Origin of the sequence: Peribacillus sp. YIM B13482 (genome assembly GCF_042787975.1) — a bacterium.
Taxonomy (GTDB): Bacteria; Bacillota; Bacilli; order Bacillales; family DSM-1321; genus Peribacillus; species Peribacillus simplex_A.
The window spans coordinates 25,233-50,761 of sequence record NZ_JBHZPF010000010.1 but is presented as its reverse complement, the minus strand read 5'-3'; the positions used below and the strand labels follow the sequence as shown (position 1 = coordinate 50,761).

The window sequence follows — 25,529 nt, the reverse complement described above, 5'->3', positions numbered from 1 at the left end:
CCACCTAGTTTTATAGTTGTTGCAGCGATAGTTGCAAAAGTACTAACTTCCCTGGTTTAATAAATTCTGGTTCTATATCCATAATTTCTGATCCAGAATCTATAAGTTGAGCCTCCTCTTCAATTAATTGTCTTGCAACTTCAACAGGTAACTCCTCGGCTTCTTCTTGAGTATTGCCAACTTCATTTACAAAATAATCTAACTCTTCTTGAGTTAGTATTTCTTCACTACCGTTTGTACCATTTTCCTCAGCAAATCCTATTGTTGTAAAACTAAAAGAAAATAAAAATACTGATACTATAGATAGATATCTCATTTTTTTGCCCCCCTTTAATACTATTATTCTATCATTGAGTAGTACTATTGTCTCATATTTTTGTATGAATTTATCGAAATTTGTAATTTAAATAAATTTTATCGATTAATGGAAAATTCCGAATGACCATTAAATAATAAAAATCGTTTCGCAAATTGTTAACTAATAGTGAATTCTGTAGAAAAGAAAAATAAAAAAAGTGATAAAAGTTTAAACCTAAACTTTTATCACTTTTTTACCTTGTTTTGAGTATGTTCAGCTTGGCGACATGTCCCTGCCTGCCAAATTTCGAAGGGCAAGGGGAAAAGGGTGAAGATTTTTTGAGTGTTTTTCTCAAAAAAATACTACCCGAACCTTGCGTGGAGAAAAGCCTTCTAGGAGATATAGAAGGCAATATTGGTCGAATAACCATTCATTTAAAAAACGTTAAGATCGTAGTTTTATGCTATAGAATCTCATTGCTACAGGGACACCCTCAATGTCAAAAGTACCATTATTTATTAGATGCCTAACCCGGTATTCAATAAATTCGTCTCCTAAATATTGTTCTAGATGACCAATTACTTCACCTACTAATCTTGCACTTTTCATAAAATCCCTATTCTTTTGTTGGCTGTGTACCTTTAGGGCCTTGTTGATGATGAATAGGTCATAAAAATCTTCATCAACGCCATGAACTTCACCATTATCCCAAATACGTAATACATCTTGTGCCTCAGCTAAAAGCTCCCATTCTTGATGGAGTTTTTTTCTATCCTCGATGGAAATAGGGGTGTTCGTTTTATTTTTCTCGTAGATCGACTTCAGTTTTTCCGGAGGAATTCCACCGGTAGTAAGAGGGGAGTATACCCTATTTGAACCCTTGAATTCTTCTTGATAGGCTTTAGTCGTATTAATTAAAATGATGTTATTTCGCTTCTCATTCAATAAATACAAAACATATCTAACTCCTGTTTGTTCATGGGAACTATCGCCTGCCCAAAGGAAGATGGTGGTTTCTTCTGGAACATGACAAACTAAATCCTTAGTTTTATTAAAATCTTTCCCATAGTCCATTTCATAGTAATCATCTTCTGATAAAAACCGTGTTCTGAACCAATCTATTCTTTGTTTCACTCCAACTTCATCATGTAATTTCCAGATAGGTCCTACTGAAAAGATGTCCGAAAAACATAGCACCTGCTCTTCATTTTCCATACCTAGTTCTCTTAGACCCATTTTCAACGATCCAGAAGTTGATTGTCCAAAAACAATGTGTAAAACTTCACTCTTATTTATCACAGCTCTTGCACCAACTTTTTGTACAAGTTTAACTCATTTGCGGTAAATAATCTAATAAGCTTTATTTTATTGGAGCTACGAGTAGCGCCAATAATAAGTAATGCATCCGTTAGTGTTCCTGGTAAGGGCCGGAAATTCTCTATACCTGCTTTAATTCCAATAAAAAGTAAAAAAGGTTTCGGGGAAGCCATTCCGAATCCTTTTTATCTACAAACTGTAGCTAAAGCATACAGGTTTTTAGCCTTTTTCTCGTGGTTTATCTTCCACTAATCCCCATTTAGTTCATTAAGAGTTCATCTTTTTTTATCTTTCAAACCGTCCAAAATGTGTATTTTCTCGCTTTATAAGTGCATCACCAAGATTGATTCTGCTCATAAGTCTCTCATGGTCCGAAGGAAAACGTTCTCTAATGTTTGCAACTCCCTCTATTGTTGGGATATCACGATCAGGGCTAGGACGTTCTTCTCTTTGAAATCCGTGGCTCAAACCACCATCAATATTGTTGTCAGCGTTATTATTAGTAGGATCTCTACGTGTATCGGGGTTCCCTCCATTATTATCTTGTGGCATGTATTTCACTCCTTCGCTTATATTATTTGCTGAAGGCATTAATCTATTCGCACGTTGTACTAATCCCTATCCGTATAATAACGAAAACATCTAATAGGTGCAGGGGCAATTTCGAACTTGAAAAGGGCTGGAGGTACCGTGTCATATAAAGGTTTCAAGAAATGATTGGCTGTTTGCCATCGGAGTTTGCATTGTGATTAATTTGGCCATTTGGGGCAGAAATTTTAAAACCGAATGGAGTTCATGTGGATATGATTAATCATCGTTATTACGAATCAAACCGTTGATGTGAGTGTTGCAGCTTTCATACAAACAGGACTAGCGAAGCATTTAGGCTTTAAAAATGTAAATAGTCATAAAAATAACCAGTCAAGCTACTTGCTCAACTGGTTACTGACTTTAAAACGCCGATTCATTATGGAAACTGTTATGGAATATACATTGATATAATTCAGAAATTGTGATAAATTAGTATAGAAACACATTTGTAAATACATCAAAACAGTTTATCCCTTACTATAAGTATAAGGTAAAGCTCACCTCTAGTCAACCCCTATTTTTATTTTTTGAAGGAGTGTCTGATATGAACGATGAAATTCGGCAGGAGCAAAAACGTTTGGACGGGGTGATAAAAACAATTACGAAACAAATCAGCAAAATAGAAGGAGAAACTTCCCGGCGCAGAAAAGAAGTTGTTAATATCCGTAAACACTTTTGGGATGATCTCAAGGTTAATATCGATACTTTCGATGATTACCTCGAGACCATCATTGGCTTAAGGCAACAGGCTCAAGACTTGTCACAAAGCGAGGGCGCACATAGATATTCCTACAAGAGGTTGTCTACACTGCGCCGCATGCAGGAAGTTCCTTATTTCGGTCGGATCGATATCACTGAAGAAGGGTCCGAACTTACGGAACATATTTATATCGGGACCTCCACTCTTACTGATACAACAGGAGAAAACTTCATTGTCTACGATTGGAGGGCTCCGATTTCGAGTGTTTATTATGACTATCCTCCCGGCCCCGTACAATACTCTACTCCCGGAGGCATGATTTCTGGGATGTTGGAGAACAAGTGGCAATACATGATCAAGGGAGGCGTTATCGAATCAATGTTCGATACGAGTCTCACCATTGGAGATGAGATCCTGCAGCAGGTGCTTGGCAAGGGAACAGATAAGCATATGCACAGTATTGTTGCTACCATTCAACGGGAGCAAAATAGGATCATCCGGAACGATCGCGGACGTCTGCTCATTGTTCAAGGTGCCGCTGGCAGCGGCAAGACATCAGCTGCCCTCCAACGGATCGCTTACTTGCTCTACAAGAATCGGGAATGGCTAAAAGCCGACCAAATCATTCTATTCTCCCCTAACTCAATGTTTAATAACTACGTATCAAATGTGTTGCCCGAACTTGGCGAAGAGAATATGCAGCAGGTAACATTCCAGGAATACTTGGATCATCATCTGACTGACTCGTTTCAAGTTGAGGATCCTTATGAGCAATTAGAATTTTTGTTGACTGCAGCGGATGATCCTTCCTATAGCACCAGGACAGCGAGCATCCAATTTAAGGCATCCATTCGCTTCTTTGAGATAATCAAAGCATACAGACAATCATTAGAACTATCTGGAATGATCTTTAGAGGGTTAAAGTTCCGAGGGGAAACACTCGTCTCCGCCAAACAAATCTTAGAAAGATTTTATAACACAGACACCACATTGCGTTTTCACAATAGGATTGAAAAGTTGAAAGAGTGGTTATGTGAGTTACTTGATGAAACGGAAAAGTCTGAGTTGAAAAAGCCTTGGGTTCAGGAGGAAATCGAGTATCTTAGCAAAGAAGACTATCAAAAGGTATACACCCACTTACAGAAAAAACGCGGCGAAACTGAAGATTCCTTTGACGATTATGAGAAAGAGCAAAAAATGCTCGAGCGTATGATTGTTCGTAAGAAATTGAAGTCGTTACGCAAACGGGTAAAAGCACTACATTTTATCAATATTAAGGGAATCTACAAGCAACTTTTTGACGAACAAATACGGATCGAACTGTGGAATGAGGGTAAAACACCTGCCGAAAGGGAAATATGTTTATCAACGCAAAAAATGCTGGACGAAGGTAAACTGCATTACGAAGACGCGACTCCATTTTTGCTGCTGAAGGAGCTAATTCTAGGATTTCAGACGAATACCGCTATAAAATACGTGCTTGTAGACGAAGCACAAGATTATTCTCCATTTCAATTCGAGTTTTTGAAACGGTTGTTTCCTTCGGCAAGGGTGACGGTGCTCGGTGACTTTAACCAGGCAATATTCGCTCATGCCAGCGAACGGGTAGATTTCCAGACTCTTGCCAGTTTATACGGAATAGGAGAAACCGAGAGTATAACCTTGGATCAAAGCTACAGATCCACAAAGCAGATTATAGAATTTACACGTGAACTAGTTCCTGAAGGCCATCGAATTAAGGCATTCGATCGTGAAGGCGAGAAGCCTGTACTAACTCAAGTGCCTAACCGTGATGAATTGCACCACAAAATCGTGTCTAAAGTCAAAGACTTTCAAAGTCGTGATTATAATACAATCGCAATAATATGTAAATCTGCTGCCGAAAGTGCCGCGGCATATGATGCCCTTAGTATCATCGGTGAAATTAAACTCGTACAGAGAGGCACAAATGAATATGAACAGGGTGTTGTTGTTATCCCGGCTTATTTGGCCAAAGGCATCGAATTCGATGCTGTCATCATTTATGATGCATCTGTGCAAACATATGGTGATGAGAGCTTACGAAGATTATTCTACACCGCATGCACTAGGGCTATGCATGACTTACAGATCTATACTGTTGGCGAACCCAGTCCTTTCTTGCTCAACGATGCAACGAAGCATTTACTTCTGACAAATTAGCGCTTCCTTTTTTCTCCTTTAATTTTATTATTCTTTTATCAAATACTATAAAAGAATCTTTAGAAAAGGAGGAGATGAATTGAATAACGAGAAAGAACAGGCGGAAACGGGAGGAAGCCAGGCGACTGGTGAATCAACAACTCAAACAGTTAATGATGGTCATTATCATTATCCAGGGCCCATGGAAGAAGGCTATAGTGGAAATACAGGAAGAGCGGTGCAGCCTTCCCGGAAAGAAAATAGCGACATTCCTCAGAACAAAGACACAATAAATTACACTCGCGCTTTAAAGTAGATTCTCCAACTTAGTAGGGTATTTGGGAATTACATTTATAGGATTATTGGTTTATGGTTATACAATATGGACAGCAGCTTTTTTGAAACCTGTGTAGAATTTAGTTCTATGCAGGTTTTTTTCGTGATCTTGATAAGTTCCTGGTATAAAGGACGGGCTCTTCAGACTGTAGACAAACTCGATAATCGATTTTAGTTTTTTGAGGGTTTGTAAAATTAGAACGTTCTTTCCACTCCAGGCACTCGCTTTCCGCGGGCGGTCCGGGAGCCTCCTCGGCGACTTTGCGCCTGTGGGGTCTCCCCTAGACGCGCTTTTCCCGCAGGAGTCTCGCACACCCGTTCGAATCACTATTGTTTAAAATTTAGAAGCCCTCTCTATAAAGGAGGGCTTCAGACTGTAGACAAACTCGACAATCGATTTTAGTTTTTTTGAGGGTTTATAAAATTAGAACGTTCTTTCCACTTTAGGCACTCGCTTTCCGTGGGCGGTCCGGGGAGCCTCCTCGGCGCCTTTGCGCCTGTGGAGTCTCCCCTAGACGCGCTTTCCCCGCAGGAGTCTCGCACCTTATGTTCCAATCACTATTGTTTAAAATTTAGAAGCCCTTTCTATAAAGGCGGGCTTCAGACTGTAGACTTAGTTTTTTTGAGGGTTTGTAAAATTAGAATGTTCTTTCCACTCCGGGCACTCGCTTTCCGCGGGCGGTCCGGGGAGCCTCCTCGGCGACTTTGCGCCTGTGGGGTCTCCCCTAGACGCGCTTTTCCCGCAGGAGTCTCGCACCTTATGTTCCAATCACTATTGTTTAAAATTTAGAAGCCCTCTATATAAAGGAGGTTTTTATATCAATTTCCCAGACTCCTGTTATTCATCAACCATATCTGCCATCAAAATCGGAAATTACGATCTATCAAACAGCTCAGCCCCAGAAAAACCTGGGTTTGTCATCTAGTAAGGATTTAAAATAAGATCAAGCTCTTCCTCTGTTAACACATCTTATTGCAGGCATAGTTCACGCACTGATTTTCCTTTTAAAATGTAATTTATGCTACGTCTGATTGTTTAATTGAATCAACGTAATGGTTTGCTTTTTCCTGGTCAAATTCACCTTCCGCCTTCGATATGACAATCGCCGCCAATGAGTTCCCCACGACATTAACCGCTGATCTTCCCATATCCAAAATTCGATCGATACCGGCAATGAACGCAACACCTTCCACCGGCAGTCCCATAGAACCGAGTGTCGTTAAAATAACAACAAATGACGCACCCGGAACGCCAGCTATTCCTTTGGACGTTAACATCAATACTAGTAACAATGTAATCTGTTGTGTAATAGACAGATCAATCCCATACATTTGTGCCACGAAAAGCGAAGCAAGTGCTTGATAAATCGAAGAGCCGTCCAAATTAAATGTATAGCCTGTTGGAATAACAAATGAAGTAATGGATTTCGGGCAGCCAAAACTCTCCATTTTGTCCATAAGCCTTGGCAATACCGACTCTGAGCTTGCTGTTGTAAATGCCAATATCAGTTCATCCTTTAACACTTTCAGGATAACAAAAATGCTTGTCCCGGACATTTTCGCAATTATTCCAAGAACGACGAACACAAAGAAGACCATCGTCACATAAACAGCAACTACTAAGTTCCCTAAAGGGACCAATGTTGCAATACCAAATTTAGCAACGGTTACACCAATCAGTGCAAATACACCAAAGGGGGCAAATTTCATGACTAGATTCGTCACCCAAAACATGACTTCTAACACACCTTCAAAGAATCCAAGAATAGGCTTTCCTTTTTCTCCTATCGCAGCCACACCTAAGCCGAATAAAACAGAAAAGAAGATGATCGGTAATAAATCCGCTTGAGCCATTGATTCAAATACATTTTGAGGAACAATATGAGAAATTGTTTCCCCAAAGCCATCGCTTCCAGCCGTCTTTGTTGTTTCTTCATATTTTGAAATATCACCTTTTTCAAGCTTGCTTGTATCTAAACCAGACCCCGGGTGGAACAGGTTTGCCGCCAATATTCCAATAACAATGGCAATTGTGGTGACAATCTCAAAATAAAGAAGAGTCTTCCCACCTAACTTTCCTAGTTTTTTTATATCGCCCACTCCCGCTATTGAGACTACTAATGCAGCCATGACGATCGGGATGACAATCATTTTAATTAAATGAATAAAAATATCGCCAATCGGTTGCATGATGGCCATGGCTGTTTCATTACCATGGAATAAAGCACCGACACCGATACCAAGTACAAGTGCTACAAAAATTTGTGTAGCTAAGCCAAACTTTTTCATTTAAATTCCCCCTATGCAATTGTTTGTTAACGCTTTCAATATTTAGATTATTCTAAGTTTATAATCAACCTACTGAAAACTACTGGAACCTACTGATACTTACAAGTGATAGAAAAAATAAAAATTTCAGTCAAAACCCATCTCTCTTTTTTACCATTTCATGTGTTATGTTTTTATAAAGTGACTGGGGAGGGACCATATTGAAAGAGAGAATAAGGATATTACTATTGATTATGATTGCAGTGCCTCTTGCGGGTGAATTCAAGTTTTATCCATTCGACGATACATACAGAGTCAGTTTGGGAACCCCCGTCTTTTTCTTGTTTTTGCTGTGGGGGAGGGGAATCAACCCGAATATTGCAGGCATTTTAACGGGGATGAGTGTGTTTGTTTTTCGTTTTTCACTGGCAGTTGGAATACGGGACATATCTGTTGAGGAAGCGATGTATCTTCATTTTCCCGCCTTTTTCTATTACTTCATCTTCGCGTTCGCCTTTCATAGGACGAAATTGAACGAACGGCACGACCAGCCGTTTATGATCGGGCTTTTAGGGGTATTGATCGAGCTTTCTGCAGGTGTATCGGAATTGGCGATCCGTTCCTTCTTGGCCAATCAGGACACACCATCGCTAGATATTGACCAACTCGTGTTAATCGCCTTCATTCGAAGCTTTTTCGTTCTCGGTTTTTTTAATATATTAAAGCTGAGAGAAGCAAAATTCGCAGAAAAAGAGCAGCGCATGCAAAAGGAACAAATGCTGCTTTTCATTTCAAGTTTGTATGAAGAAACGGTTCAACTGAAGAAAACGATGCAAGATGCAGAAGAAATCACCCGCACATGTTATGATTTTTATCGTCGGTTAAAATCAGATGAGACGAGCGGCCCCGATGCGCAAACGGCGCTGCAGATTGCCGGTCTTGTGCATGAAATCAAAAAAGATAACCAGCGGATTTATGCGGGGTTATCGGAACTCATGTCTACCGAAAACCTGCAGGAATATATGAATATCGAACAGCTTTGTAACATAATGGTCGTGTCCAATAGACGATATGCAGAGTCCCTTCACAAAGATATTTCATTTTCCTTGCATATAGATGGGGACCATCCTCCCTACCATGTATTTATGGTATTATCATTAATAAATAATTTGTTGGCCAATGCAGTGGAAGCCATTAAAGAAGAGGGATACGTATCGCTGCATGTGAAAAGGAAAGATCAATCCGTGGAGTTTTGCATCAGTGACAATGGACCCGGCATTGCACCGAGGCAGAAGGAAGTCATTTTTACGGCAGGGTTTACAAAGAAATTTGATGCGGCGGGAAACCCTTCGACGGGTATCGGTTTATCATATGTGAAACAAACTGTTGAAAAATTTGGAGGACATATCAGGCTTATGGATAACTATAAAGAAACCGTATTCATCGTGGAACTTCCGATTAATGCGATTATAGAGAAAGGGTTAACGAGATGAATTATTTCATTATAGATGACGATCCTGCCATTCGAGAAATGCTGACAGAGATGATTGAAGACGAAGACTTAGGAAAAGTGGTGGGTGAAGCAGAAGACGGATCGTTAGTGAATAATAGCTTGTTGTTTTTAAAAAAAGCAGACGTTGTCCTAATTGATTTGCTCATGCCAATAAGGGACGGAATTGAAACGATCAGGGCTCTTGCTGATGGATTTCAAGGAAAGTTTGTGATGATTTCGCAAGTGGAGGCGAAGGACCTGATTGGAGAGGCGTATAAATTAGGGGCGGAATACTACATTACAAAACCGCTGAACCAAGTTGAAATTTCATACATATTAAAAAAAGTAAACAAGCGGGTACTGGTGGATCAATCGATCCAGGGCATTCAACAATCGTTGAACTTATTTACAGCCCCGAAGTCAACGTTCGTGTCCCCCTCACATACAAAAAATATAATGGAAGCCGGACGTTCCTTAATTTCCGATTTAGGTATGATTGGGGAAGTGGGAAGCGAAGATTTACTAAACATTTTACGATTCCTCCAAAATGAAAAGCAAAGACTCGGTTCTGCCTACACGTTTCCATATTTAAAGGAAATTTTTGCAGGAATCGCTGTTGAAAAGCTGGGAGATCAAGCTGGAGAGGCCGAAATCCAGAAAGAAATGAAAGCCTCTGAGCAGCGTGTCCGCCGCGCTCTTCACCAGGCGCTCATCCATATCGCATCATTAGGATTGACGGATTATCTGAATCCAAAATTCGAAGCCTATTCTTCCACATTTTTTGATTTCTCGGAAGTCCGCAAGAAAATGCTGGAGCTAGAAGACAAAAGCAAAAAAGTAAGCAACCAGAGCCGCAATAACCTGAAAAAGTTTATCCAGGTGTTGTTTATGGAAGCGAGACAGATGGTAAAATAATAAACCCTAAATTAAACAACGAAAACGTGACTGAAACCAAAAACACAAGCCGAATAGATTGAAAATTTACAAAACAATTAATTGTAGGATAAAGACAAATCCGTTCAAATGGTTTTGTCTTTATCGCTTTTTTCTTCATATTCGATATAGTGTTTTGTATCTGTTCATGGTAGTTTCTTTTAACATCATCTTTTTTCCCCATAATCATGTCATCGTAAGGTGTATACATGCTAGAAGGCGTTTTCTTTTTGAAAATCATCCTGTAGCCAATCAATCCGATACTGCCAACTACAATAATAGTAAATAGATACGAAACCATACAAGCCCCTCCAGAACTTATCTATGCAGTAAATAAGATAAGTGTAATTACCATATTATAACATATGATAAAGGGCCAATTTTACTCTATATCTTTTATTGCATGTACAGATAAGGAGCAGTGGAATTACGGATTACAAAGAAGGACTCGTTTTTAATTTAGAACAGTTCGGACATAATATACTTGGAGGTGAAGCAAATGAGCAAAAAGACAGGAAGAGGTCGAATCGCACCAAGTGTTAACCCGCAGGGACATGGAAAAGATGTGGAATTCTCCACTGAGCCAAAAAGCGAGCTTGAAAACAAGGCAAAAAAGTCCAATACAAAATAAGCGCATTGGGCAAAAATATGGTCATAATTCATAAAGAATGCCCTTCTCTTAGACGAGAGGGGCTTTTATATTCTATAAGAAGGCTCAATTTGCATAGAATTATAAAAATATCCTACATTGAATATTGGTTATTTAGGCTTATGAGGCGTGATTCTTCATTTATTTTGCAGAATACTCTTCATGATAAACGGGAAGTGTTACTGAAATCGTTGTTCCCTTATTCAAAAGGCTAGTTATATGAAGTGTTCCATTCATTGTTTGGATGGTCTTAACAGCTACCATTGATCCTAACCCTGTTCCTTTTTCTTTGGAACTGTAATAAGGTTCGCCAAAACGATTTATTTGTTCCTTGTTCATTCCTATTCCATTGTCACTTATTTCGATAATGATGTCGAAATTATTTACATAGGAAACAATACTAAGTTCCCCGCCGTTTGGCATTGCTTCTATACCATTTTTAATTAGGTTTAGGAAGCATTGCTTGAAATGCTGAATATTCCCCCGGGTAATGCCTGGAGTCAACTGTTCAGATATAGTAATTAAATTCATGCTAGCCAATGGTTTTATCATTTCAATTACATATCCTATTTCACGGTTAATTGAAATATTATCCACTTTTTCGATTGCAGGTTTTGCAAATGCTAAGTATTCACAAATAATGGATTCTGCACTATTAAGCTCTCTAACAACATGCTGTATATATTGCTCTTTTACTTCTTGAGTTAGATCAGGAGCCTTTAGCAGTTGAACAAATCCTTTCACAACTGTTAAAGGATTTCTAACTTCATGTGAAATACTTGCAGCAAGCTGACTGACTACCTCCATTTTTTCAAGCCTTATCATTTGTGTTCGGATTAAAATCGCATCTTTTAAAATTTCCATGATATACACAGCCAAACCGATAATGAAAGGAGGGAGGATAATAAAGTAAAATACATACGCCTCCGTTATTTGAAAATAGTCAGACATAATGAGTGAAATAAGGCTGGTAAGTATTCCTAGAAACAAAATTAATAGTATGGAGCTATTTAGCTTATTTTTTCTATTAAAAGTATTGAATTTTGAAGAAAATAGAGCCGTTATAATAAATATAACCATATAAACAATTAACGTAAGGGAATTGAAACCATAAAAAGTAAACCTAAGAGTTAATATTATGACTAACAGGGCAGCCCCTACAGGCCAACCACCATAAAGTGTCCCTATTATAAAAGGAATTTGCCGGAGATCATGGATACAGTATTCATCTATATAAATAGGAAACTTCATACATAATATAATAGGAATGCTCATGCATGCAGTGATAAGGGTCTTGGGGTACTGACTTAACTTTTTGACATGATCTAATAAAGTATAATAAATCAAAATACTTACTAAAATATAAAAGAGATTATCTAATATGTTTTGATTAATAAAATTCATTGGATTCTCCCGAAAATTAACAGTTTGGTCTATTATACAAGAATAACACTAAAAAGGAGCTTTTAATAAAGTGATTTATTTACAGAAGGACATTTAAATTCAAAAAAAGTTGTTTAAAGCGCCTCTAGGTATTTACCGATTTATCAATTGTAAATTTTGTTTTACATAATAAAGGAAATATAATATAGGTAGAGGTGATTTTCATTGAAAAGATGGACAAGAGAAACAGAAATTGACGCTCCAATTGAACAGGTTTGGAAGTTTCTTGATGGTTCTGTAGAAAATATGCAAAAAATCATGCCTCAAGTAGTTGAACACAAGCCCGTTAAAATAACGGAAGAAGTGGTTGGAAGCGTATATCGCCAAAAATATCGAGAAGGAAAACGTACAGAAGAGTATGATATAGAAACATTAGAATATTTGAATGCAACTAATGAAAAAAAGCTAAAAGTAGGCTTTACACTTGCTAAAATGTTTGAAATTACAGCTTTTTATGAACTAAATAAAATCAATGATAATAAGACTTCCTTTACATATACAGTCACCAGCCGCCCGATAAAGTGGTTTTTGAAATTACTTTTATTATTTGCCACCGATAAAGTGGTAGTGGAATTTTTAGAACGGGTCAAGAATGTAGCGGAAGCAGAAACGGGTAGGTAATGATTTAAGTTTACTTAAAATCTGTGCATAAGAATCCACTTGAACAATTTTTTCAAGATGGATTCTTTTTATTAGTGTATTAATCTTTCAAACCTTGGCACCTCTGGTGCCAGTTTTTTTTGTGGGGAAAAAGGTATCACATGAGAGGTGTAATGGGTTCACCTCTTTTTAACCCCTCTACTATTTTTAAGGAGAAATATTCCGAATATGAAAATCCTGAGTTCAATTTTGGGATCGATTAATTTGAATTTTTGGCTATTATGCCATTATAGGAATAAAAATTAAAAATGGGGAGAAGAAAATGAAAAAGCAGTTGATGAGGGTAGGGAGTTTATGTGTTTTATTGAGTATGTTTAATTTAAATGCTGTATTGGCAGAGACAAATTTAAGTAATGATGTAAATGAAAATATGGATGATTTGCCTATGGATTTACTCGAGGAACTTGAAGGTGCTGACACCTTTTAAGAGAACCATACATGAATTAGTGTTTGATGGACTTATAGATCAATTAGGCTTAGTTGTTAGCACACCAATCCTAAGCAAATTCCTCCGAGCCGTTTCATTAATGTCCAAATATACAATAAATACAATTTATGTAACTTTATACATAATTTATATGTTAATATTTGATTAGAATAGGGAGGGTTTATTTTGAGTAAAACAAAAAAAATATTAAGAGGTAGTTTTGTTGTAATTTTGTCTTTGCTTTTATTCTTTAGTAGTTATTCTGTTAATTTTTTTGCCAAAGCTAATGAAATGAAAGAAACCACGAATGATTCATCGGAAGAAAAGAATATAGTTATTATTGCTGATGATGAAACAAGCACAGAAGAAACCGTGAATACTGTTGTTGAAGAAAATAGTGATCCGGAGTTTGAAGATATCCAAGATAAAGTTGATAATAATGAATTGAACGTTAGTGTTGTTTCCCCCGAAAATAATCAAGATCTTGAGAAATCAAATTCTATTGCTGCTGATGCCGCTGTTGTAGAAGGAAATAAATCATATAAAGATTTTTTGAAAGCTGAATTAGAAGATGGTAAAAGAGTATTTCTTTACGGTGATGTTCAAGCAGAGGAATATAAAGAAATCTTAGATTTAGATAAACTTACCGTTAAAGAAAATGATGGACAGTTAGAATTTGGTTTGAGCGAAGAAGAATTGAATGAAAAAGCAATTGAAAATGGTAAGGAATTCGTTGACGAAAGTGCGGATGTATCTAATGATTCTGAACATTCAGACGATGAAGTGAATGAAAAAGGTTCTCTTGATGCTGCTGATTCTGAATTTACAAGTCATGTTATAGGATATACAATAGACAAAAGTCAAGAACTTCAGTTTGTAGATGTTTCTATTAATAATTTTGATGAAAATGGTAATTCAATTCCAAACACAAATGAAATGGTGTTACAAGAGGTTATAAATACTCAATCAGAGATTATTGATACTGAAAATGAAATTAATCAAGAACAAAATACAACTGATTCTTTTACTTTTATTACTAATAATAAAGTAAAAGCAGAAAGTGTAAGAGTTAAAAACAAATATAGTTTGGTGGAAAAAGGATATCGTCTTGGACTTTTGGTTGCTAGAATGGATACAGATTGGCACTTGTACAAGCAAAATAGCGAAAAGAGTAAAAAATATGATTATTTCACTTTAAAACCTGTAACTCAAGTCACAAGTTATAAAGGAATATGGGCTAGATCTATTTATACAGATATAGATATACCAGCGGCTTCAGATCAATTAGACGATTGGGGTCCTATGGGAGACAGAGGGACGTCTTCAATTTCATTGTCACTAGGATATCCATTTTCAGTAGGGATTTCCATGAATTTTGGTGAAAATCTAAAAATTGATGATCGATCTAGTTTGGCATATGATTATGCTAGATGGCAGTTAAATGATGGAGCAACGGATTTAAATAGAAATATAAGTGGAAAAACATTTAACCCTGCTGCTGGTTGGGCTTCAACAGGAACATATGCTAGAGCTGGATTAACTGTTGTAGGTAAATTTGATAATTATATAACACTAACTACTAAATCGAATGTAAGTTATGATTATTCAAAGGCCACATACTAAAGAGAGGTAATAGGTTTCCATGAATACAACTTTTAAAATAATTCTTTTAATATTACTGAGCATTTTAATAGTGGTTCAAATATTTATGACGAAAGCAGTATTTGATGTTGTCGACCAACTGACAAATATTTCTCAGACATTACCTGGTATATTGGACCGATAAAGTTATCAAGAAAACGACACTGCCATTTTAATTGGTAGTGTTTTTTGTTTAGAGGGTAGTCTTAATAATAAAAGTAATTTTAATAGGGTTACAGGGTCAATACTTGGACGGCCAACATCGGAATACATATCTTCCACAAAAGGATAAAAACGAAAAATCGATGGTGGGCTTTATTTTACGCTATAGCAATCATTTTAAATTTGTTCTTTTTAAATGAAGTATGTTTAGTTAGCATTATCGTAACCACAAGTATATTTTGATATTTCCTTCTAAATAAAAACTAGAACCTGCACTAAAGCTTATATTACTTCGTGGTCCGTCTAGTCTGACAGTTCTTTCTCAAGCATCAATTATGTCAGATATGTGGAGTGAAGTGACGGCTGATGCTGATTTCAAGAAGTATATTAGTAGCTCAAAAGTGGGTAGAATTAAAGACCAGTTTATATGTCATGCGGCTAATAGAACCGTGACGAAGTTTAATATCATAGGATATTTTTTAATAGGAATATCTATAACAACTTATCTTCTTGTTGGATTGTATATGACCGGAAAAGGATATTATTCAGATGGACACGCCCCAGAAAGGTTGCTTTCTTGTTAATTCTTGAATAAATGAAGAAACTCTTCTAAAATATATTTAGTCCATAATTTTACAGTCAATAAAAATATTACATAAATAAGAAATCTTGTAATCTCTAAGATTTTATAAGAAAAGTAGTTGAAAGGACTTTCCAATATGTCTATGATTTACGAATCTCAAACACTAGTTTCTGCAATGCAAACGCGTGTCGGACAATATAAGGACCTAAAAGAACAGCTCACGGAATTAAAAAAAGGATTTGAGAGCATCGTTAATTTGGATGATGAGCTACAAGGTCAAGGCGCAGAGGCCATTAAAGGGTTTTACAAAGCACAAATCGATGTCGTGGATTCTTGGCTGCGTCTGATCAATCGGCATGTTGCCTTTTTAAGTGGAATTCAAGGAGATACAATCGAAGCTAACCTTAGTGAAACCATAGTTACGGTTCCTTTTTTAGAGGAAGAGCTGGAAAACGCCAGTCGAAATTCCAAGGAAATGGTCACAGCCCAGAAAAATGATCTGAAAAAAATATTTTCCGGAATTGATGATATCATTCAGTTAGAGCCTTTTTCCGATGATGCGTTCTTTGAAAATATCGAGAAGGCTGACAAGAAACGGACCCAAACGATAAACAAAGTAAACGAAATCGATCATAAGTGGACATCTGAATATGCCAAATCCGAAGAGGACCAAGCAGCAGTGACGGCACTCATGGAGCAATTGAAAGTATCCAGTACAAGGGGAGGAGTAGTATCCCCTCTCTATTTTAATGCAACAGCTTATAAAAATAGTGAAGCCTATAAAAACCTAGAAGTTAGGAAAAAAGAGACCGCGCAATATCTGAAGGTTAAGCAAGAGGAAGCAGAGAATCGCCGGATCAAAGACCTGAAGGCACAACTCGATGATGTCACAGGTCCAGATGAGTTCCTCAAAATCGCCAAGCAGATCGGATATGAAAACTTAGCGCCCACCCAGCAGCAATATGTCATGCAGCTAGAAGCGTCCAAGCAAACCGCAGACATTGCAAAAGGAATCGGCGTAGGCCTTTATGATGTAGGTAAAGACTTCGTGACAGGAGTTTGGGACTTTGTCACAGATCCTGGGGAAGTGGTTGAAGGTGTAGCAAACTCGATCATGCACCCGATAAAAACCTATAAATATATATCCAAATCCATCTCCGATTCATATGAACGGGATATGGTAAATGGCGATGCCTACTCGCGGGCTCACTGGGTATCCTATGCCCTTGGAACAGTCGTCACATCAGTAGTCGGAACAAAAGGCGCAGGTGCTGTAGCGAAAACTGGGGCAGCCACTACAAAAGCGGCTGCAGTAAAAGGCGTTACGAAAGCAAAAGAACTGGCCACTATCCCTAACCTATTGCCATACAATCCTAAAAACCAACTGTCGTTGGCAGGTGGAGTACCTTATAATGTGGTTAATGGTGTGGGGTTGAAGGAACAGTTAATTTCTATGGCGAAAGTGGAGTCTGAGGTTAATGGTAGGGTTATAGATAAATCTAATAGACTTATCCCTGGTAATCCAGGTGTTATTACTGGAGGTAACTCCAATAAGTTAGGGAAAAATATGATGGAAGTTATGGGGCTAAAACGTTCTACAAAATGGAGTGGTTATCAAGCTCAACATATAATTCCTTCTGAAATGGCAAAAAACCCCGTTATTCAAAAAATAGGAATGAATTTTGATGACTCATCAAATGGTATTTTTCTAAGAGTGCCAGATAATGATATAAGTACCATGTCCAGGCACAGGGGTTATCATTCTGTTTATAATGAAGTGGTTGAAAGAGCACTAAACAAAATGGATATTAATCAAAGTGTTAATAGTTTACAAAAGGATGTTTATGAGTTAAAAAATAATCTAAGGAAATTGCAAGAGAATGGTTTACCCTTGTATCCTAGTCAAGGTGCAACAGTAGAACTTTGGGAGAGAAAGCTTAAACAATTAGAAAATAAATAAATGTATATTGTATGGAGGTAAGTTCTTATGGATAAGAAAGATATTAGTTTCCTTGAACAGCTACTTTATGATTCAGATAAAGAAATAATAATCAATGAGTTAACGAATATAGAAAACCCTTTATTTCTTCATTATTTTGCTGCAAATTATAATTGGAATAGTGGATTTGATGTACCAAGAGTTATTTTAGAAAACGAGGCTTGTGATTTAGGTACCGGTTTACTAATGTTTCATTATGCTGACGGCTATCGTATGTTAGAAGATTCAGATGAAGTTTCAAGTACTTCGTTAGAGGAATGGAAAGATTTTTTGAATAAGATTTACAATAAACTTATAAACTTTGAGTTTAAATCTCAGAATATTTCCTTTGACCCTGAATTAACAAAAATTCAAAAGTATAAGTTGAAAAAGAATAACCCAAACATTCCTGATATTCTTATTAATAAATCACCAGGCGAAGTGGTTGATATTCCTAAAATATAATATAATATCTCCCTTAGGTCCTCCATGTACCTGGTTATCTCAAGTGCATGTGGTATCTTAAATATTTTAGATTCTGCTTATCATTTTGGAAAGGGCAGTAATTAAGGGGAGGAGGAAAAAATGAGTAAAAAGTTATCTAAAGAGGAATTAGTTGAACTAGTAAATAAAATATGTGATCCGAAGCTCTCTGATGAAGAAGTAAGTGAATATATAGAAATTTTGGAAGAAAATATTCCTCATCCTGCCCCTAGTGACTTAATTTTTTGGAATGATGAGGATTTATCACCAGAGGAAGTAGTAGAGATAGCCTTAGCATATAAAGAAGAAAAATAATTGTATTTGGAACATGTATTAGTAGAACCTTGAATGGCTATTTACCATTCAAGGTTTCTTTTGGTTGATATGCTACTAGGTGAAGAAGCAGTATCAATGAAATAAAGATATTTTTGGAGGATACTATGGATAATAAGGAAAAAGCAATAAAAATTTATGATTTAATTAAGAATGGTGATATAGAACAAGCGAAAGAGATCATTATTACTGATAAAAGTTTACTTGATTTTGTAACACCTTTTGGAACGTGGCTACATGTTGCGGCTAGAGCTGGTAAACTGGATATGATAAAATTTCTAGTTGAATCGGGTATGGATATTAACCTCAACGAAGGCGTACCAAAGTCGGCGACTATTTCACATGCAGCTAGTGAAGGTGAAATTAGTATTGTAGAGTACTTATTTGATAATGGTGCAATATTAGATGTTAGTGACCCGAATAGAAACCCTTTATTCTCAGCGATTTATGGTGGGCACCCTGATATTGTAAAGTATCTTGTTCAGAATGGTATTGATATTACCATTAAGTATACAGGAGATACTATGAAAGATATGGGAGCTTATGAATTTGCTATTGAAAGAGGGCAAACAGAAATTGCTGAATATTTAAAGCAGAAGTTGGATGAAAAAGAATAGAAAAGTGACTTTTTAGTTAGTGCAATAAAATGGTTACAATGACTTTATAAGTTATTCTATCAAGAACCGGATGAAAGCACTTGGTTGCCTTTTAGGAAATGCCTTATAAATGAAGTGTTAAAAAAGGAATTAGGAGCTGTATGTAGCGATTGAAGAAAATCATGCTTCTGTAGTGCCGACCTTTAAAAGTATGGCCTTTCGATTCGCCATTAGATAAAGACCTTTAGAACCTGCTTATCATTTTGGAAAGAAAGCGCAGTAATTAAGGGGGAGGCAGAAAAAATGAGTGAAAAGTTATCTAAAGAGGAATTAGTTGAACTAGTAAATAAAATATGTAACCCTATGCTGTCTGTTGAAGAAGTAAGTGAATACATAGAAATTTTAGAAGATAATGTTCCTCATCCTGCCCCTAGTGACTTAATTTTTTGGAATGATGAGGATTTATCATCAGAGGAAGTAGTAGAGATTTCCTTAGCATATAATGAAGAAAAATGATTGTATTTAGATCACGTAGTAGACCTTGAATGCCATTTACCATTCAAGGTTTCTTTTTTCGTGGGATTACCCCTTAATTAAAAGGACTTTTAAAATTCATATTAGAAGGTGATTTAGATGAATTATTCAGATCTACAGGAATTCATTAAGAACTATGGCAAAGTTAATGATTTTACTGGAGGGGTAAGTGAAGATAAAGTTGAAGAAACTGAAAATAAATTACAAGTCCCATTACCGGAAAGCTACAAGTGGTTCTTAAAAAACTATGGCTCAGGTGGAAGTTTTGGTATTGATATAATTGGATATGATTTAGTAGGTGCATCAGTAGTAACTGCTACCAAAGATCATGAAAAGTACTATGGTTTATTCGATGGACTTGTGGTTATAGAAGATATTGATGAATTTGCTTATTGTCTCGATACTAATAAAATGAAAAATGGAGAATGCCCAGTTATTACTTGGGATAATCAGGAGGGGTATGGTGTTAAACTAGCCGATAATTTTTTAGACTATTTTATTGAACGCCTTGAGGAGGCTAAAGATAATTGGGATGAAGAAGATTGGTAAAGCTGAAGGTAATAGTTATTTATCTTGTTCTAATAAAGTAAGAAATATTTTTTATATAAGGAGAAGTGGATAGAGCCTGAAATCAAAGGGACTATCCATTTTTTTGTTCAAAAAAGGAACAAAACTATTCATATAGGTAAGGAGTTTGTGGAATTTGGGACTCTGTCATAAACTCCTGTGGTAACCACTCTAAAAGCAGCTGTAGTAAAAGGCGTTATGAAGGCAAAAGAATTAGTCTCAACTCCTAAGCTATTGCCTTACAATCTTAAAAACCAACTGTTGTTGGCAGGGGGAGTACTGAATGAATAAAGAGGAATTAACAAATTTTATTAATGAACATAAGGAGTCAGATGACTACACAGGTGGAGTAGATGAAAGTCAAATCAATGTTGTCCAAAATGTGCTAGGGGTGGAATTACCAGAAAGCTATAAGTGGTTTTTAACTACCTATGGTTCTGGTGGGTCATTTGGTGCTGATATTTTAGGAGTGGCTAAGTCAAATAGAGCTCCTGTTGTTGTTAACACGAAGAGTTATAGAGATTTAGGGTTGGATAAGGATTTAGTAGTTATTGAAGATGCTGGAGAATATGTCTATTGTTTATATACAAGCAAAGTGGAGAATAATGAGTGCCCAGTAATAGCGTGGAATAGACAAGGGGGACTTGATAACTACAATACAGCAAAGAACTTTTATGAGTTTTTATCACAAAGGTTATTGGATGCAAAAGAAGCATGGGAAGAAGATTTTTAAAATTGATAACAAGAAGCAAAATATAAAAGGGATCTCGTTATCCAATGGGATAAGTTTTTTAGGTTTATATGAAACTTAATTGGGAAGATAAAATGTATTGGGAAACGTTGGTAGTTTGCCTGAAATGTTCATAAAAGGATGTGGTTATAAATGAATAATGATAAACCTCTTAAATCAGAAACTCCAATATTAGGAACAGACCATACTATTTTAGATTTCTGGCAATGGGGATTTTCAAAAATTTTAACAAACAACCTAAGGGGAATTTTTGCCGAGTTTTTAATCGGAACTGCTCTTGGCTGTTTAAATCAATTACGAGTTGAATGGGATGCATATGATTTAGTTTATAAAGGCATGAAAATTGAGGTCAAATCTTCTGCGTATATCCAAGCATGGCATAAGGAAAGATATTCAAACATCAGTTTTAGTATTGGGGCAAAAAAAGAATATGATTATACAACAAATAAATATAACCCGACCGTAAAACGGAATGCTGATATATATGTATTTTGTTTACTAAAAGAAAAAAATCATGAAATAATTGAACCATTAAATATAAAACAATGGGATTTTTACGTTGCATTAACTAAAGACTTAGATATGCATTTTCCCCATCAAAAAACATTATCTTTAAATTCACTCAAAAAAATAGCTCACCCGTGTACATATGAAGAATTAAAACAGACAATAGATGGTTTATTATAGTCATTATATTCATTTAAAGGAAATTTCTGTTTTGTTGGCGTTGAGCCCCATGTTACAAAGGCGCTAAATGATACCAATAAAAAAGTCTAAATACTTAAATCTGTTAAATATTGTGAGTTGCTACTATTATTATACCCAGTTTGAATGGCTTTTCTAACATGATTTAATTCAGAAGCTAAAACTGGTTTCAAAAGGTTCCAAGCTGTTGCTGAACCGTGATTAAATACAACTTTTATGGATGTCGTTTTTTTAGCAAAATCCAAGCGCCAATAGTCACTTTTCTTATCATCATAGTTAGGGTCCTGAAAAATAGGACTTTCAACAGCCCAATCTAAGTCTTTAAACTCCTCTTTTAATAATTTGTTGATTGTAGTAGAAAGACTCTTATTCTTTGTTTGATAATGTGTTTGATATGTATTGATTAACATTTTATCTGTAATTTTCGTAAGTGCAGGTCATATCTCTTTCCATGAATCTAGAAATTCAATTTCATTTTCTAATATTGTAATTGCATTGCGGTGAGAAAAATACTAATATTGCATTGTTATCTCCTTGTATTAAAATCAAGATGATTTATTATCTCCGCTACATACCCACTATTCAACCAAAAACATTGTTTGGATATAATCTGACCATTAGGTAAAACTACTTTATCCTTGCCATTTTTACCTTTTGATTTTATATGAGCCACCCCGTTAAAAGAACTCTTAGGTAAGTTGTTTGTTTCTTCAATTTTCTTTCCTCGTTTTTTAAATTCAATATGTAATCCTTGTTGTAATAGTCTGTTTACTTCTTCCCATATTTGCTTGATTTCCTGATCAATTGTTGGTAAGGGCATATTCCATAGGTTAATTCCTTTGAAGTACAATTTCCGGTCAGGGTTTTGTTTTTTTGTTTCAGTAAATTCAAAGATTACAAAAAGGAATTTCGTTGTTGTGAATTTTTCCCGTATTAAGCTTTCATCCCATGATTCACTGGTCCATTGATGAAAATCAATGTTTTCAAATGACATGCTTTCTTTTGGTTTTCCGTTAGGCTCGAGGCGTACAGTCTTGAATTGAATGTTTGCTTTTGCAAACTCCTCAATCTTGTCCAACCGAGTTCCTTTTATTCCAAGCAGTGAACTGACTAAGGAAGGGACGAAAGATTTTGAACCATTGTTGTATATAACATTCAATCTTGTGGCTATTTCTTTGTCAGTTAAGCCGATATAGGGAGCAAACTTGTCATTCAATAAACTTTCCAGGGATTTTTCTTGTAAGTCGCTTTGTTTTGCAAATGACACCAGTTCTTCATTATTAACATATTTGCGAAGCAAGGCTGTCATATATGATTGTTTAAGGGAGAAAGCCCTTTGCATGGCCGGAATGTTTGAATTCGGTTGTGTACGCAAAGAGTTTTTGCTGGCTCCTTTTGTACAAGCACCTAAATAGTTGGTGTCACCTTCAGAAATTTCATGGGCCTTGCCGTTTCGGATTTTCTCTACAATCGTTTCCCAGTCCTGTTTAATGATCTCCAAATCTGCAGCCGGATAAGATAATAGGATATTCTTATATATGTAAAAATCCTTAGGTTCATAGCTGGGTAGCCATTCATAAAACATCAGTAAAATTTTTTTGTTTTTTTTCCAAAAACTTGAGGTCTCGAATGTGGTATTAACTTCATCCATGTAATTGATTATATTTAAAACCAATCGTTCCTTTGCAGAGATGGATTTGTTTTTATTCTGCTTGAAAGGGGTGACTTTCAACTCGATACCCAATTCTTCAAAATCAGGTCTTGCATCGGAATTGATTTTATAGCCAAAGAAACTTTCTTCGATTACTTGTCCTAGTCCCCCTTTTGATTTAGTGTTCGTGAGTCGACCTTTTAAATCAATTTCTCCAAAGGTTTTACCTATGGCTTCTTGTGCCTTAGTCATTAACTCTTCGACTGTTCTATATTCCATAAAATAACAAGCTCCTTTCTTGAGTGTTCTGTTAAAATGGAATTTTAAAATCTTTTACAATTCACGCATTACACTTTAAAATGATAGAGGGTATGTAATATTATACCGCTATATTCAAAATTCAGGTATATGAATTAACTTATTTTGGATAAATGAATTTATTTTATATTTTTAATGGATATTTCTTGATCTCACTAGGGATTATTATTATAATAGGTATAAAAGCCGAAAGGATGTTCGGTCATGATAAATGCAATTGAATTATTTGCGGGGGTCGGTGGGTTCCGGCTGGGCCTTGAGGCGGCAAAAGGATTTGATGTGGTTTGGGGTAACCAATGGGAACCTTCAAAAAAATCACAGGATGCTTTTAACTGTTATGCGAGGCAGTTCGATAGAGGAATACACTCCAATGAAGATATTTCTACGGTAGATGAAAAGATATTTGTAAATAAAGGGATTGAACTAATTGTAGGCGGTTTTCCTTGTCAAGATTACTCCGTTGCCCGAAGTCTTTCCGGAGAAAAAGGAATTCAAGGGAAGAAAGGTGTCCTTTTCTGGGAAATCATGAGGCTTGCTGAAGGATTTGGGCCGAAGTATATCTTGCTGGAAAATGTGGACCGATTATTGAAGTCTCCATCGAAACAGCGGGGAAGGGATTTTTCGATCATGCTGGCAAGCTTCAGGGATTTGAATTACTCAGTCGAATGGAGAGTCGTCAATGCTGCGGAGTATGGACAAGCACAGAGGAGGCGACGGGTCTTCATTTTTGCCATCAGGAACGATACGCCGTATGTCAAAAGTAGGGCCAAGGAAGATGATGCGGTAATGTTGCACGAACGAGGTTTCTTCGCGAATGCATTTCCCGTCAAATGGGAAATTTCGAAAAAGCATAAACCACATTCATTCACGATGGAAGACGGTATTCTGGAAATTTCAGATGAGTTCTCGATGACCTACTTGAATTCCGGAATCATGAGAGATGGCGCTGTATATACCGAGGATTTGCTACCAATTGAGGAGCGGCCGCGGATGTTAGGTAATATCTTGCAATCTGGTGTCGATGAAAAGTATTATCTTAGCAAAGATGCAATTGAGAAATTCCGTTACCTTAAGGGCCCGAAAAAGATTGAGAGGACGGCTGCTAACGGACATAAATATGTATTCTCCGAGGGTGGGATGGCTTTCCCTGAATCGTTGGACAAGCCAGGCCGTACGATGCTGACAAGTGAAGGTACTGTGAATCGGAGCAGCCATGTGGTGGAAGACCCCGAAACGAAAAGGCTTCGCATCCTGACCCCGGTGGAATGTGAACGTTTGAATGGGTTCCCTGATCATTGGACGGAGGGAATGTCCGAACGGATGAGGTACTTCTGTATGGGAAATGCTTTGGTGGTCGGACTGATTGAAAGAATGGCAAAACGAATTCTCGAAATCGAGGAAGAAGATGCGGAAGCCATAAAAGTGAATCCACAACAACTTAGTTTATTTTAAATTTAGAATGGTCCCTGGCAATATTGTCAGGGACCATTTTTATTCGTGTGCTATATTTTCCTTGGCATTATCGATGAAAGTGGAGATTTTTTCGATGGTATTATCAAAATCCTTTCTTACCTCATGCTCCCAGATCCGTAAGATATGCCAATTTCCATCTGTATAATATTTTGTGATTTCCAAATCGCGTTCCTGGTTTCTCTCAAGCTTTTTCATCCAGAAATCAACATTGCTCTTCGGCATTTTTCCATGAATCGGGCAAAAGTGCCAAAAGCACGAATCGATGAATATGACGACCTTATACTTTTTGATGGCGATGTCTGGTGTTCCCATCATCCCCCTGACATTCCTCCTGAATCGATACCCCCTGTGCCATAGGTCATGTGAAACGAACGTTTCCAGTTTCGAAACGGCTTTAATGGATGACATGATTTTACTCCGGGTTTCTTTAGTCTCTGGTAATCGTGCATGATTTGCCAATATAAGATCCCCTTTCAATGA

General features: G+C 36.7%; 27 protein-coding genes. 17 read left to right on the top strand and 10 right to left on the bottom strand.

Going from position 1 to position 25,529, the window contains the following annotated elements; genetic code table 11:
- Positions 1 to 10: 10 nt before the first annotated feature.
- The 3 genes from ACFX4L_RS07575 to ACFX4L_RS07565 all read right to left on the bottom strand — a co-directional run bounded on the left by ACFX4L_RS07575 (position 11) and on the right by ACFX4L_RS07565 (position 2,167).
- Positions 11 to 316, bottom strand: a complete 306-nt coding sequence (locus ACFX4L_RS07575; RefSeq protein WP_377404583.1) for a hypothetical protein — start codon at positions 314 to 316, stop codon at positions 11 to 13.
- A gap of 426 nt (positions 317 to 742) precedes the next feature.
- Positions 743 to 1,597 (bottom strand): DUF1835 domain-containing protein, encoded by an 855-nt coding sequence (locus tag ACFX4L_RS07570; RefSeq protein WP_377404580.1) that lies wholly within the window; start codon positions 1,595 to 1,597, stop codon positions 743 to 745.
- 303 nt (positions 1,598 to 1,900) lie between these two features.
- A complete protein-coding gene (locus ACFX4L_RS07565; protein ID WP_377404577.1) occupies positions 1,901 to 2,167 on the bottom strand; it encodes a hypothetical protein in 267 nt (88 codons plus the stop codon).
- Positions 2,168 to 2,750: 583 nt separating this feature from the next.
- Here ACFX4L_RS07565 and helD point away from each other — a divergent pair.
- Together helD and ACFX4L_RS07555 are read left to right on the top strand one after the other, a co-directional pair.
- Entirely contained in the window at positions 2,751 to 5,087 is a 2,337-nt protein-coding gene (gene helD, locus ACFX4L_RS07560; RefSeq protein ID WP_377404574.1) for an RNA polymerase recycling motor HelD, read from the top strand.
- Between the two features lie 79 nt (positions 5,088 to 5,166).
- Entirely contained in the window at positions 5,167 to 5,382 is a 216-nt protein-coding gene (locus ACFX4L_RS07555) for a hypothetical protein (RefSeq protein ID WP_377404571.1), read from the top strand.
- A 1,037-nt stretch (positions 5,383 to 6,419) separates the two neighbouring features.
- Here ACFX4L_RS07555 and ACFX4L_RS07550 read toward each other — a convergent pair.
- Positions 6,420 to 7,691: a cation:dicarboxylate symporter family transporter gene (locus ACFX4L_RS07550; RefSeq protein WP_377404568.1), complete on the bottom strand. Its 1,272-nt coding sequence runs from the start codon at positions 7,689 to 7,691 to the stop codon at positions 6,420 to 6,422.
- A 200-nt stretch (positions 7,692 to 7,891) separates the two neighbouring features.
- Here ACFX4L_RS07550 and ACFX4L_RS07545 point away from each other — a divergent pair, with 200 nt between their 5' ends.
- A complete protein-coding gene (locus ACFX4L_RS07545) occupies positions 7,892 to 9,163 on the top strand; it encodes a sensor histidine kinase (RefSeq protein WP_377404565.1) in 1,272 nt (423 codons plus the stop codon).
- Entirely contained in the window at positions 9,160 to 10,077 is a 918-nt protein-coding gene (locus tag ACFX4L_RS07540) for a response regulator (protein WP_377385461.1), read from the top strand. The genes ACFX4L_RS07545 and ACFX4L_RS07540 overlap by 4 nt, the downstream gene beginning before the upstream one ends.
- On the opposite strand, the gene ACFX4L_RS07535 is transcribed toward ACFX4L_RS07540, so the two are convergent.
- On the bottom strand, positions 10,049 to 10,396 hold the full coding sequence (locus ACFX4L_RS07535) for a DUF3951 domain-containing protein (protein WP_377404562.1): 348 nt from the start codon (positions 10,394 to 10,396) through the stop codon (positions 10,049 to 10,051). The genes ACFX4L_RS07540 and ACFX4L_RS07535 overlap by 29 nt on opposite strands.
- A 198-nt stretch (positions 10,397 to 10,594) precedes the next feature.
- Between ACFX4L_RS07535 and sspL the strand changes: the two genes are divergently transcribed.
- Positions 10,595 to 10,726, top strand: a complete 132-nt coding sequence (gene sspL, locus ACFX4L_RS07530; RefSeq protein ID WP_061464729.1) for a small, acid-soluble spore protein L — start codon at positions 10,595 to 10,597, stop codon at positions 10,724 to 10,726.
- Positions 10,727 to 10,885: 159 nt separating this feature from the next.
- Here the strand turns inward: sspL and ACFX4L_RS07525 are convergent, their stop codons facing one another.
- Positions 10,886 to 12,148 (bottom strand): ATP-binding protein, encoded by a 1,263-nt coding sequence (locus ACFX4L_RS07525; RefSeq protein ID WP_377404559.1) that lies wholly within the window; start codon positions 12,146 to 12,148, stop codon positions 10,886 to 10,888.
- Between the two features lie 204 nt (positions 12,149 to 12,352).
- Between ACFX4L_RS07525 and ACFX4L_RS07520 the strand changes: the two genes are divergently transcribed.
- The 3 genes from ACFX4L_RS07520 to ACFX4L_RS07510 all read left to right on the top strand — a co-directional run bounded on the left by ACFX4L_RS07520 (position 12,353) and on the right by ACFX4L_RS07510 (position 14,897).
- Positions 12,353 to 12,808 (top strand): SRPBCC family protein, encoded by a 456-nt coding sequence (locus ACFX4L_RS07520; RefSeq protein ID WP_377404556.1) that lies wholly within the window; start codon positions 12,353 to 12,355, stop codon positions 12,806 to 12,808.
- Positions 12,809 to 13,109: 301 nt separating this feature from the next.
- Entirely contained in the window at positions 13,110 to 13,274 is a 165-nt protein-coding gene (locus ACFX4L_RS07515) for a hypothetical protein (protein ID WP_377385447.1), read from the top strand.
- 186 nt (positions 13,275 to 13,460) lie between these two features.
- The gene (locus ACFX4L_RS07510; RefSeq protein WP_377404553.1) at positions 13,461 to 14,897 is read left to right on the top strand and encodes a hypothetical protein; all 1,437 of its coding nucleotides are present in this window, start codon (positions 13,461 to 13,463) and stop codon (positions 14,895 to 14,897) included.
- Between the two features lie 168 nt (positions 14,898 to 15,065).
- On the opposite strand, the gene ACFX4L_RS25400 is transcribed toward ACFX4L_RS07510, so the two are convergent.
- Positions 15,066 to 15,197 (bottom strand): hypothetical protein, encoded by a 132-nt coding sequence (locus tag ACFX4L_RS25400; protein ID WP_483878231.1) that lies wholly within the window; start codon positions 15,195 to 15,197, stop codon positions 15,066 to 15,068.
- Positions 15,198 to 15,796: 599 nt separating this feature from the next.
- On the opposite strand from ACFX4L_RS25400, the gene ACFX4L_RS07505 reads away from it, so the two are divergent.
- From ACFX4L_RS07505 to ACFX4L_RS07470, 8 genes are all read left to right on the top strand, one after another.
- Positions 15,797 to 17,620 (top strand): T7SS effector LXG polymorphic toxin, encoded by a 1,824-nt coding sequence (locus tag ACFX4L_RS07505; RefSeq protein ID WP_377404550.1) that lies wholly within the window; start codon positions 15,797 to 15,799, stop codon positions 17,618 to 17,620.
- Positions 17,621 to 17,647: 27 nt separating this feature from the next.
- Complete coding sequence (locus ACFX4L_RS07500; protein WP_377404547.1) at positions 17,648 to 18,103, top strand: DUF4274 domain-containing protein; 456 nt, start codon at positions 17,648 to 17,650, stop codon at positions 18,101 to 18,103.
- 120 nt (positions 18,104 to 18,223) lie between these two features.
- A complete protein-coding gene (locus tag ACFX4L_RS07495) occupies positions 18,224 to 18,436 on the top strand; it encodes a bacteriocin immunity protein (protein ID WP_377404544.1) in 213 nt (70 codons plus the stop codon).
- 125 nt (positions 18,437 to 18,561) lie between these two features.
- Complete coding sequence (locus ACFX4L_RS07490; protein WP_377404541.1) at positions 18,562 to 19,071, top strand: ankyrin repeat domain-containing protein; 510 nt, start codon at positions 18,562 to 18,564, stop codon at positions 19,069 to 19,071.
- A gap of 282 nt (positions 19,072 to 19,353) precedes the next feature.
- Entirely contained in the window at positions 19,354 to 19,566 is a 213-nt protein-coding gene (locus ACFX4L_RS07485) for a hypothetical protein (protein ID WP_377404538.1), read from the top strand.
- 117 nt (positions 19,567 to 19,683) lie between these two features.
- Positions 19,684 to 20,133 (top strand): SMI1/KNR4 family protein, encoded by a 450-nt coding sequence (locus tag ACFX4L_RS07480; RefSeq protein WP_377404535.1) that lies wholly within the window; start codon positions 19,684 to 19,686, stop codon positions 20,131 to 20,133.
- Positions 20,134 to 20,434: 301 nt separating this feature from the next.
- The gene (locus ACFX4L_RS07475; protein WP_328136719.1) at positions 20,435 to 20,884 is read left to right on the top strand and encodes an SMI1/KNR4 family protein; all 450 of its coding nucleotides are present in this window, start codon (positions 20,435 to 20,437) and stop codon (positions 20,882 to 20,884) included.
- Positions 20,885 to 21,034: 150 nt separating this feature from the next.
- Positions 21,035 to 21,589 (top strand): hypothetical protein, encoded by a 555-nt coding sequence (locus ACFX4L_RS07470; protein WP_328136720.1) that lies wholly within the window; start codon positions 21,035 to 21,037, stop codon positions 21,587 to 21,589.
- A gap of 86 nt (positions 21,590 to 21,675) precedes the next feature.
- On the opposite strand, the gene ACFX4L_RS07465 is transcribed toward ACFX4L_RS07470, so the two are convergent.
- Positions 21,676 to 22,017 carry a BglII/BstYI family type II restriction endonuclease gene (locus tag ACFX4L_RS07465; protein WP_377404532.1) on the bottom strand — a complete coding sequence of 114 codons (342 nt, stop codon included), beginning with the start codon at positions 22,015 to 22,017 and terminating at the stop codon, positions 21,676 to 21,678.
- Positions 22,018 to 22,133: 116 nt separating this feature from the next.
- Entirely contained in the window at positions 22,134 to 23,537 is a 1,404-nt protein-coding gene (locus tag ACFX4L_RS07460; protein WP_377404529.1) for a Sau3AI family type II restriction endonuclease, read from the bottom strand.
- Positions 23,538 to 23,780: 243 nt separating this feature from the next.
- On the opposite strand from ACFX4L_RS07460, the gene dcm reads away from it, so the two are divergent.
- The gene (dcm, locus tag ACFX4L_RS07455) at positions 23,781 to 25,028 is read left to right on the top strand and encodes a DNA (cytosine-5-)-methyltransferase (RefSeq protein ID WP_377404526.1); all 1,248 of its coding nucleotides are present in this window, start codon (positions 23,781 to 23,783) and stop codon (positions 25,026 to 25,028) included.
- Between the two features lie 39 nt (positions 25,029 to 25,067).
- Here dcm and ACFX4L_RS07450 read toward each other — a convergent pair whose 3' ends face one another.
- Positions 25,068 to 25,508 (bottom strand): very short patch repair endonuclease, encoded by a 441-nt coding sequence (locus ACFX4L_RS07450; RefSeq protein ID WP_377404523.1) that lies wholly within the window; start codon positions 25,506 to 25,508, stop codon positions 25,068 to 25,070.
- Positions 25,509 to 25,529: the final 21 nt, after the last annotated feature.

Excerpts from the sequence above, each read along its gene's own strand:
- ACFX4L_RS07550 (WP_377404568.1), bottom strand. The coding sequence starts at position 7,691 with ATGAAAAAGTTTGGCTTAGCTACACAAATTTTTGTAGCACTTGTACTT.
- helD (WP_377404574.1), top strand. The coding sequence starts at position 2,751 with ATGAACGATGAAATTCGGCAGGAGCAAAAACGTTTGGACGGGGTGATA.
- ACFX4L_RS07505 (WP_377404550.1), top strand. The coding sequence starts at position 15,797 with ATGTCTATGATTTACGAATCTCAAACACTAGTTTCTGCAATGCAAACG.
- ACFX4L_RS07485 (WP_377404538.1), top strand. The coding sequence starts at position 19,354 with ATGAGTGAAAAGTTATCTAAAGAGGAATTAGTTGAACTAGTAAATAAA.
- ACFX4L_RS07460 (WP_377404529.1), bottom strand. The coding sequence starts at position 23,537 with ATGGAATATAGAACAGTCGAAGAGTTAATGACTAAGGCACAAGAAGCC.
- ACFX4L_RS07525 (WP_377404559.1), bottom strand. The coding sequence starts at position 12,148 with ATGAATTTTATTAATCAAAACATATTAGATAATCTCTTTTATATTTTA.
- ACFX4L_RS07565 (WP_377404577.1), bottom strand. The coding sequence starts at position 2,167 with ATGCCACAAGATAATAATGGAGGGAACCCCGATACACGTAGAGATCCT.
- ACFX4L_RS07470 (WP_328136720.1), top strand. The coding sequence starts at position 21,035 with ATGAATAATGATAAACCTCTTAAATCAGAAACTCCAATATTAGGAACA.
- ACFX4L_RS07535 (WP_377404562.1), bottom strand. The coding sequence starts at position 10,396 with ATGGTTTCGTATCTATTTACTATTATTGTAGTTGGCAGTATCGGATTG.
- ACFX4L_RS07515 (WP_377385447.1), top strand. The coding sequence starts at position 13,110 with ATGAAAAAGCAGTTGATGAGGGTAGGGAGTTTATGTGTTTTATTGAGT.
- dcm (WP_377404526.1), top strand. The coding sequence starts at position 23,781 with ATGATAAATGCAATTGAATTATTTGCGGGGGTCGGTGGGTTCCGGCTG.
- ACFX4L_RS07490 (WP_377404541.1), top strand. The coding sequence starts at position 18,562 with ATGGATAATAAGGAAAAAGCAATAAAAATTTATGATTTAATTAAGAAT.
- ACFX4L_RS07540 (WP_377385461.1), top strand. The coding sequence starts at position 9,160 with ATGAATTATTTCATTATAGATGACGATCCTGCCATTCGAGAAATGCTG.
- ACFX4L_RS07500 (WP_377404547.1), top strand. The coding sequence starts at position 17,648 with ATGGATAAGAAAGATATTAGTTTCCTTGAACAGCTACTTTATGATTCA.
- ACFX4L_RS07465 (WP_377404532.1), bottom strand. The coding sequence starts at position 22,017 with ATGTTAATCAATACATATCAAACACATTATCAAACAAAGAATAAGAGT.
- ACFX4L_RS07495 (WP_377404544.1), top strand. The coding sequence starts at position 18,224 with ATGAGTAAAAAGTTATCTAAAGAGGAATTAGTTGAACTAGTAAATAAA.
- ACFX4L_RS07475 (WP_328136719.1), top strand. The coding sequence starts at position 20,435 with ATGAATAAAGAGGAATTAACAAATTTTATTAATGAACATAAGGAGTCA.
- ACFX4L_RS07480 (WP_377404535.1), top strand. The coding sequence starts at position 19,684 with ATGAATTATTCAGATCTACAGGAATTCATTAAGAACTATGGCAAAGTT.
- ACFX4L_RS07575 (WP_377404583.1), bottom strand. The coding sequence starts at position 316 with ATGAGATATCTATCTATAGTATCAGTATTTTTATTTTCTTTTAGTTTT.
- sspL (WP_061464729.1), top strand. The coding sequence starts at position 10,595 with ATGAGCAAAAAGACAGGAAGAGGTCGAATCGCACCAAGTGTTAACCCG.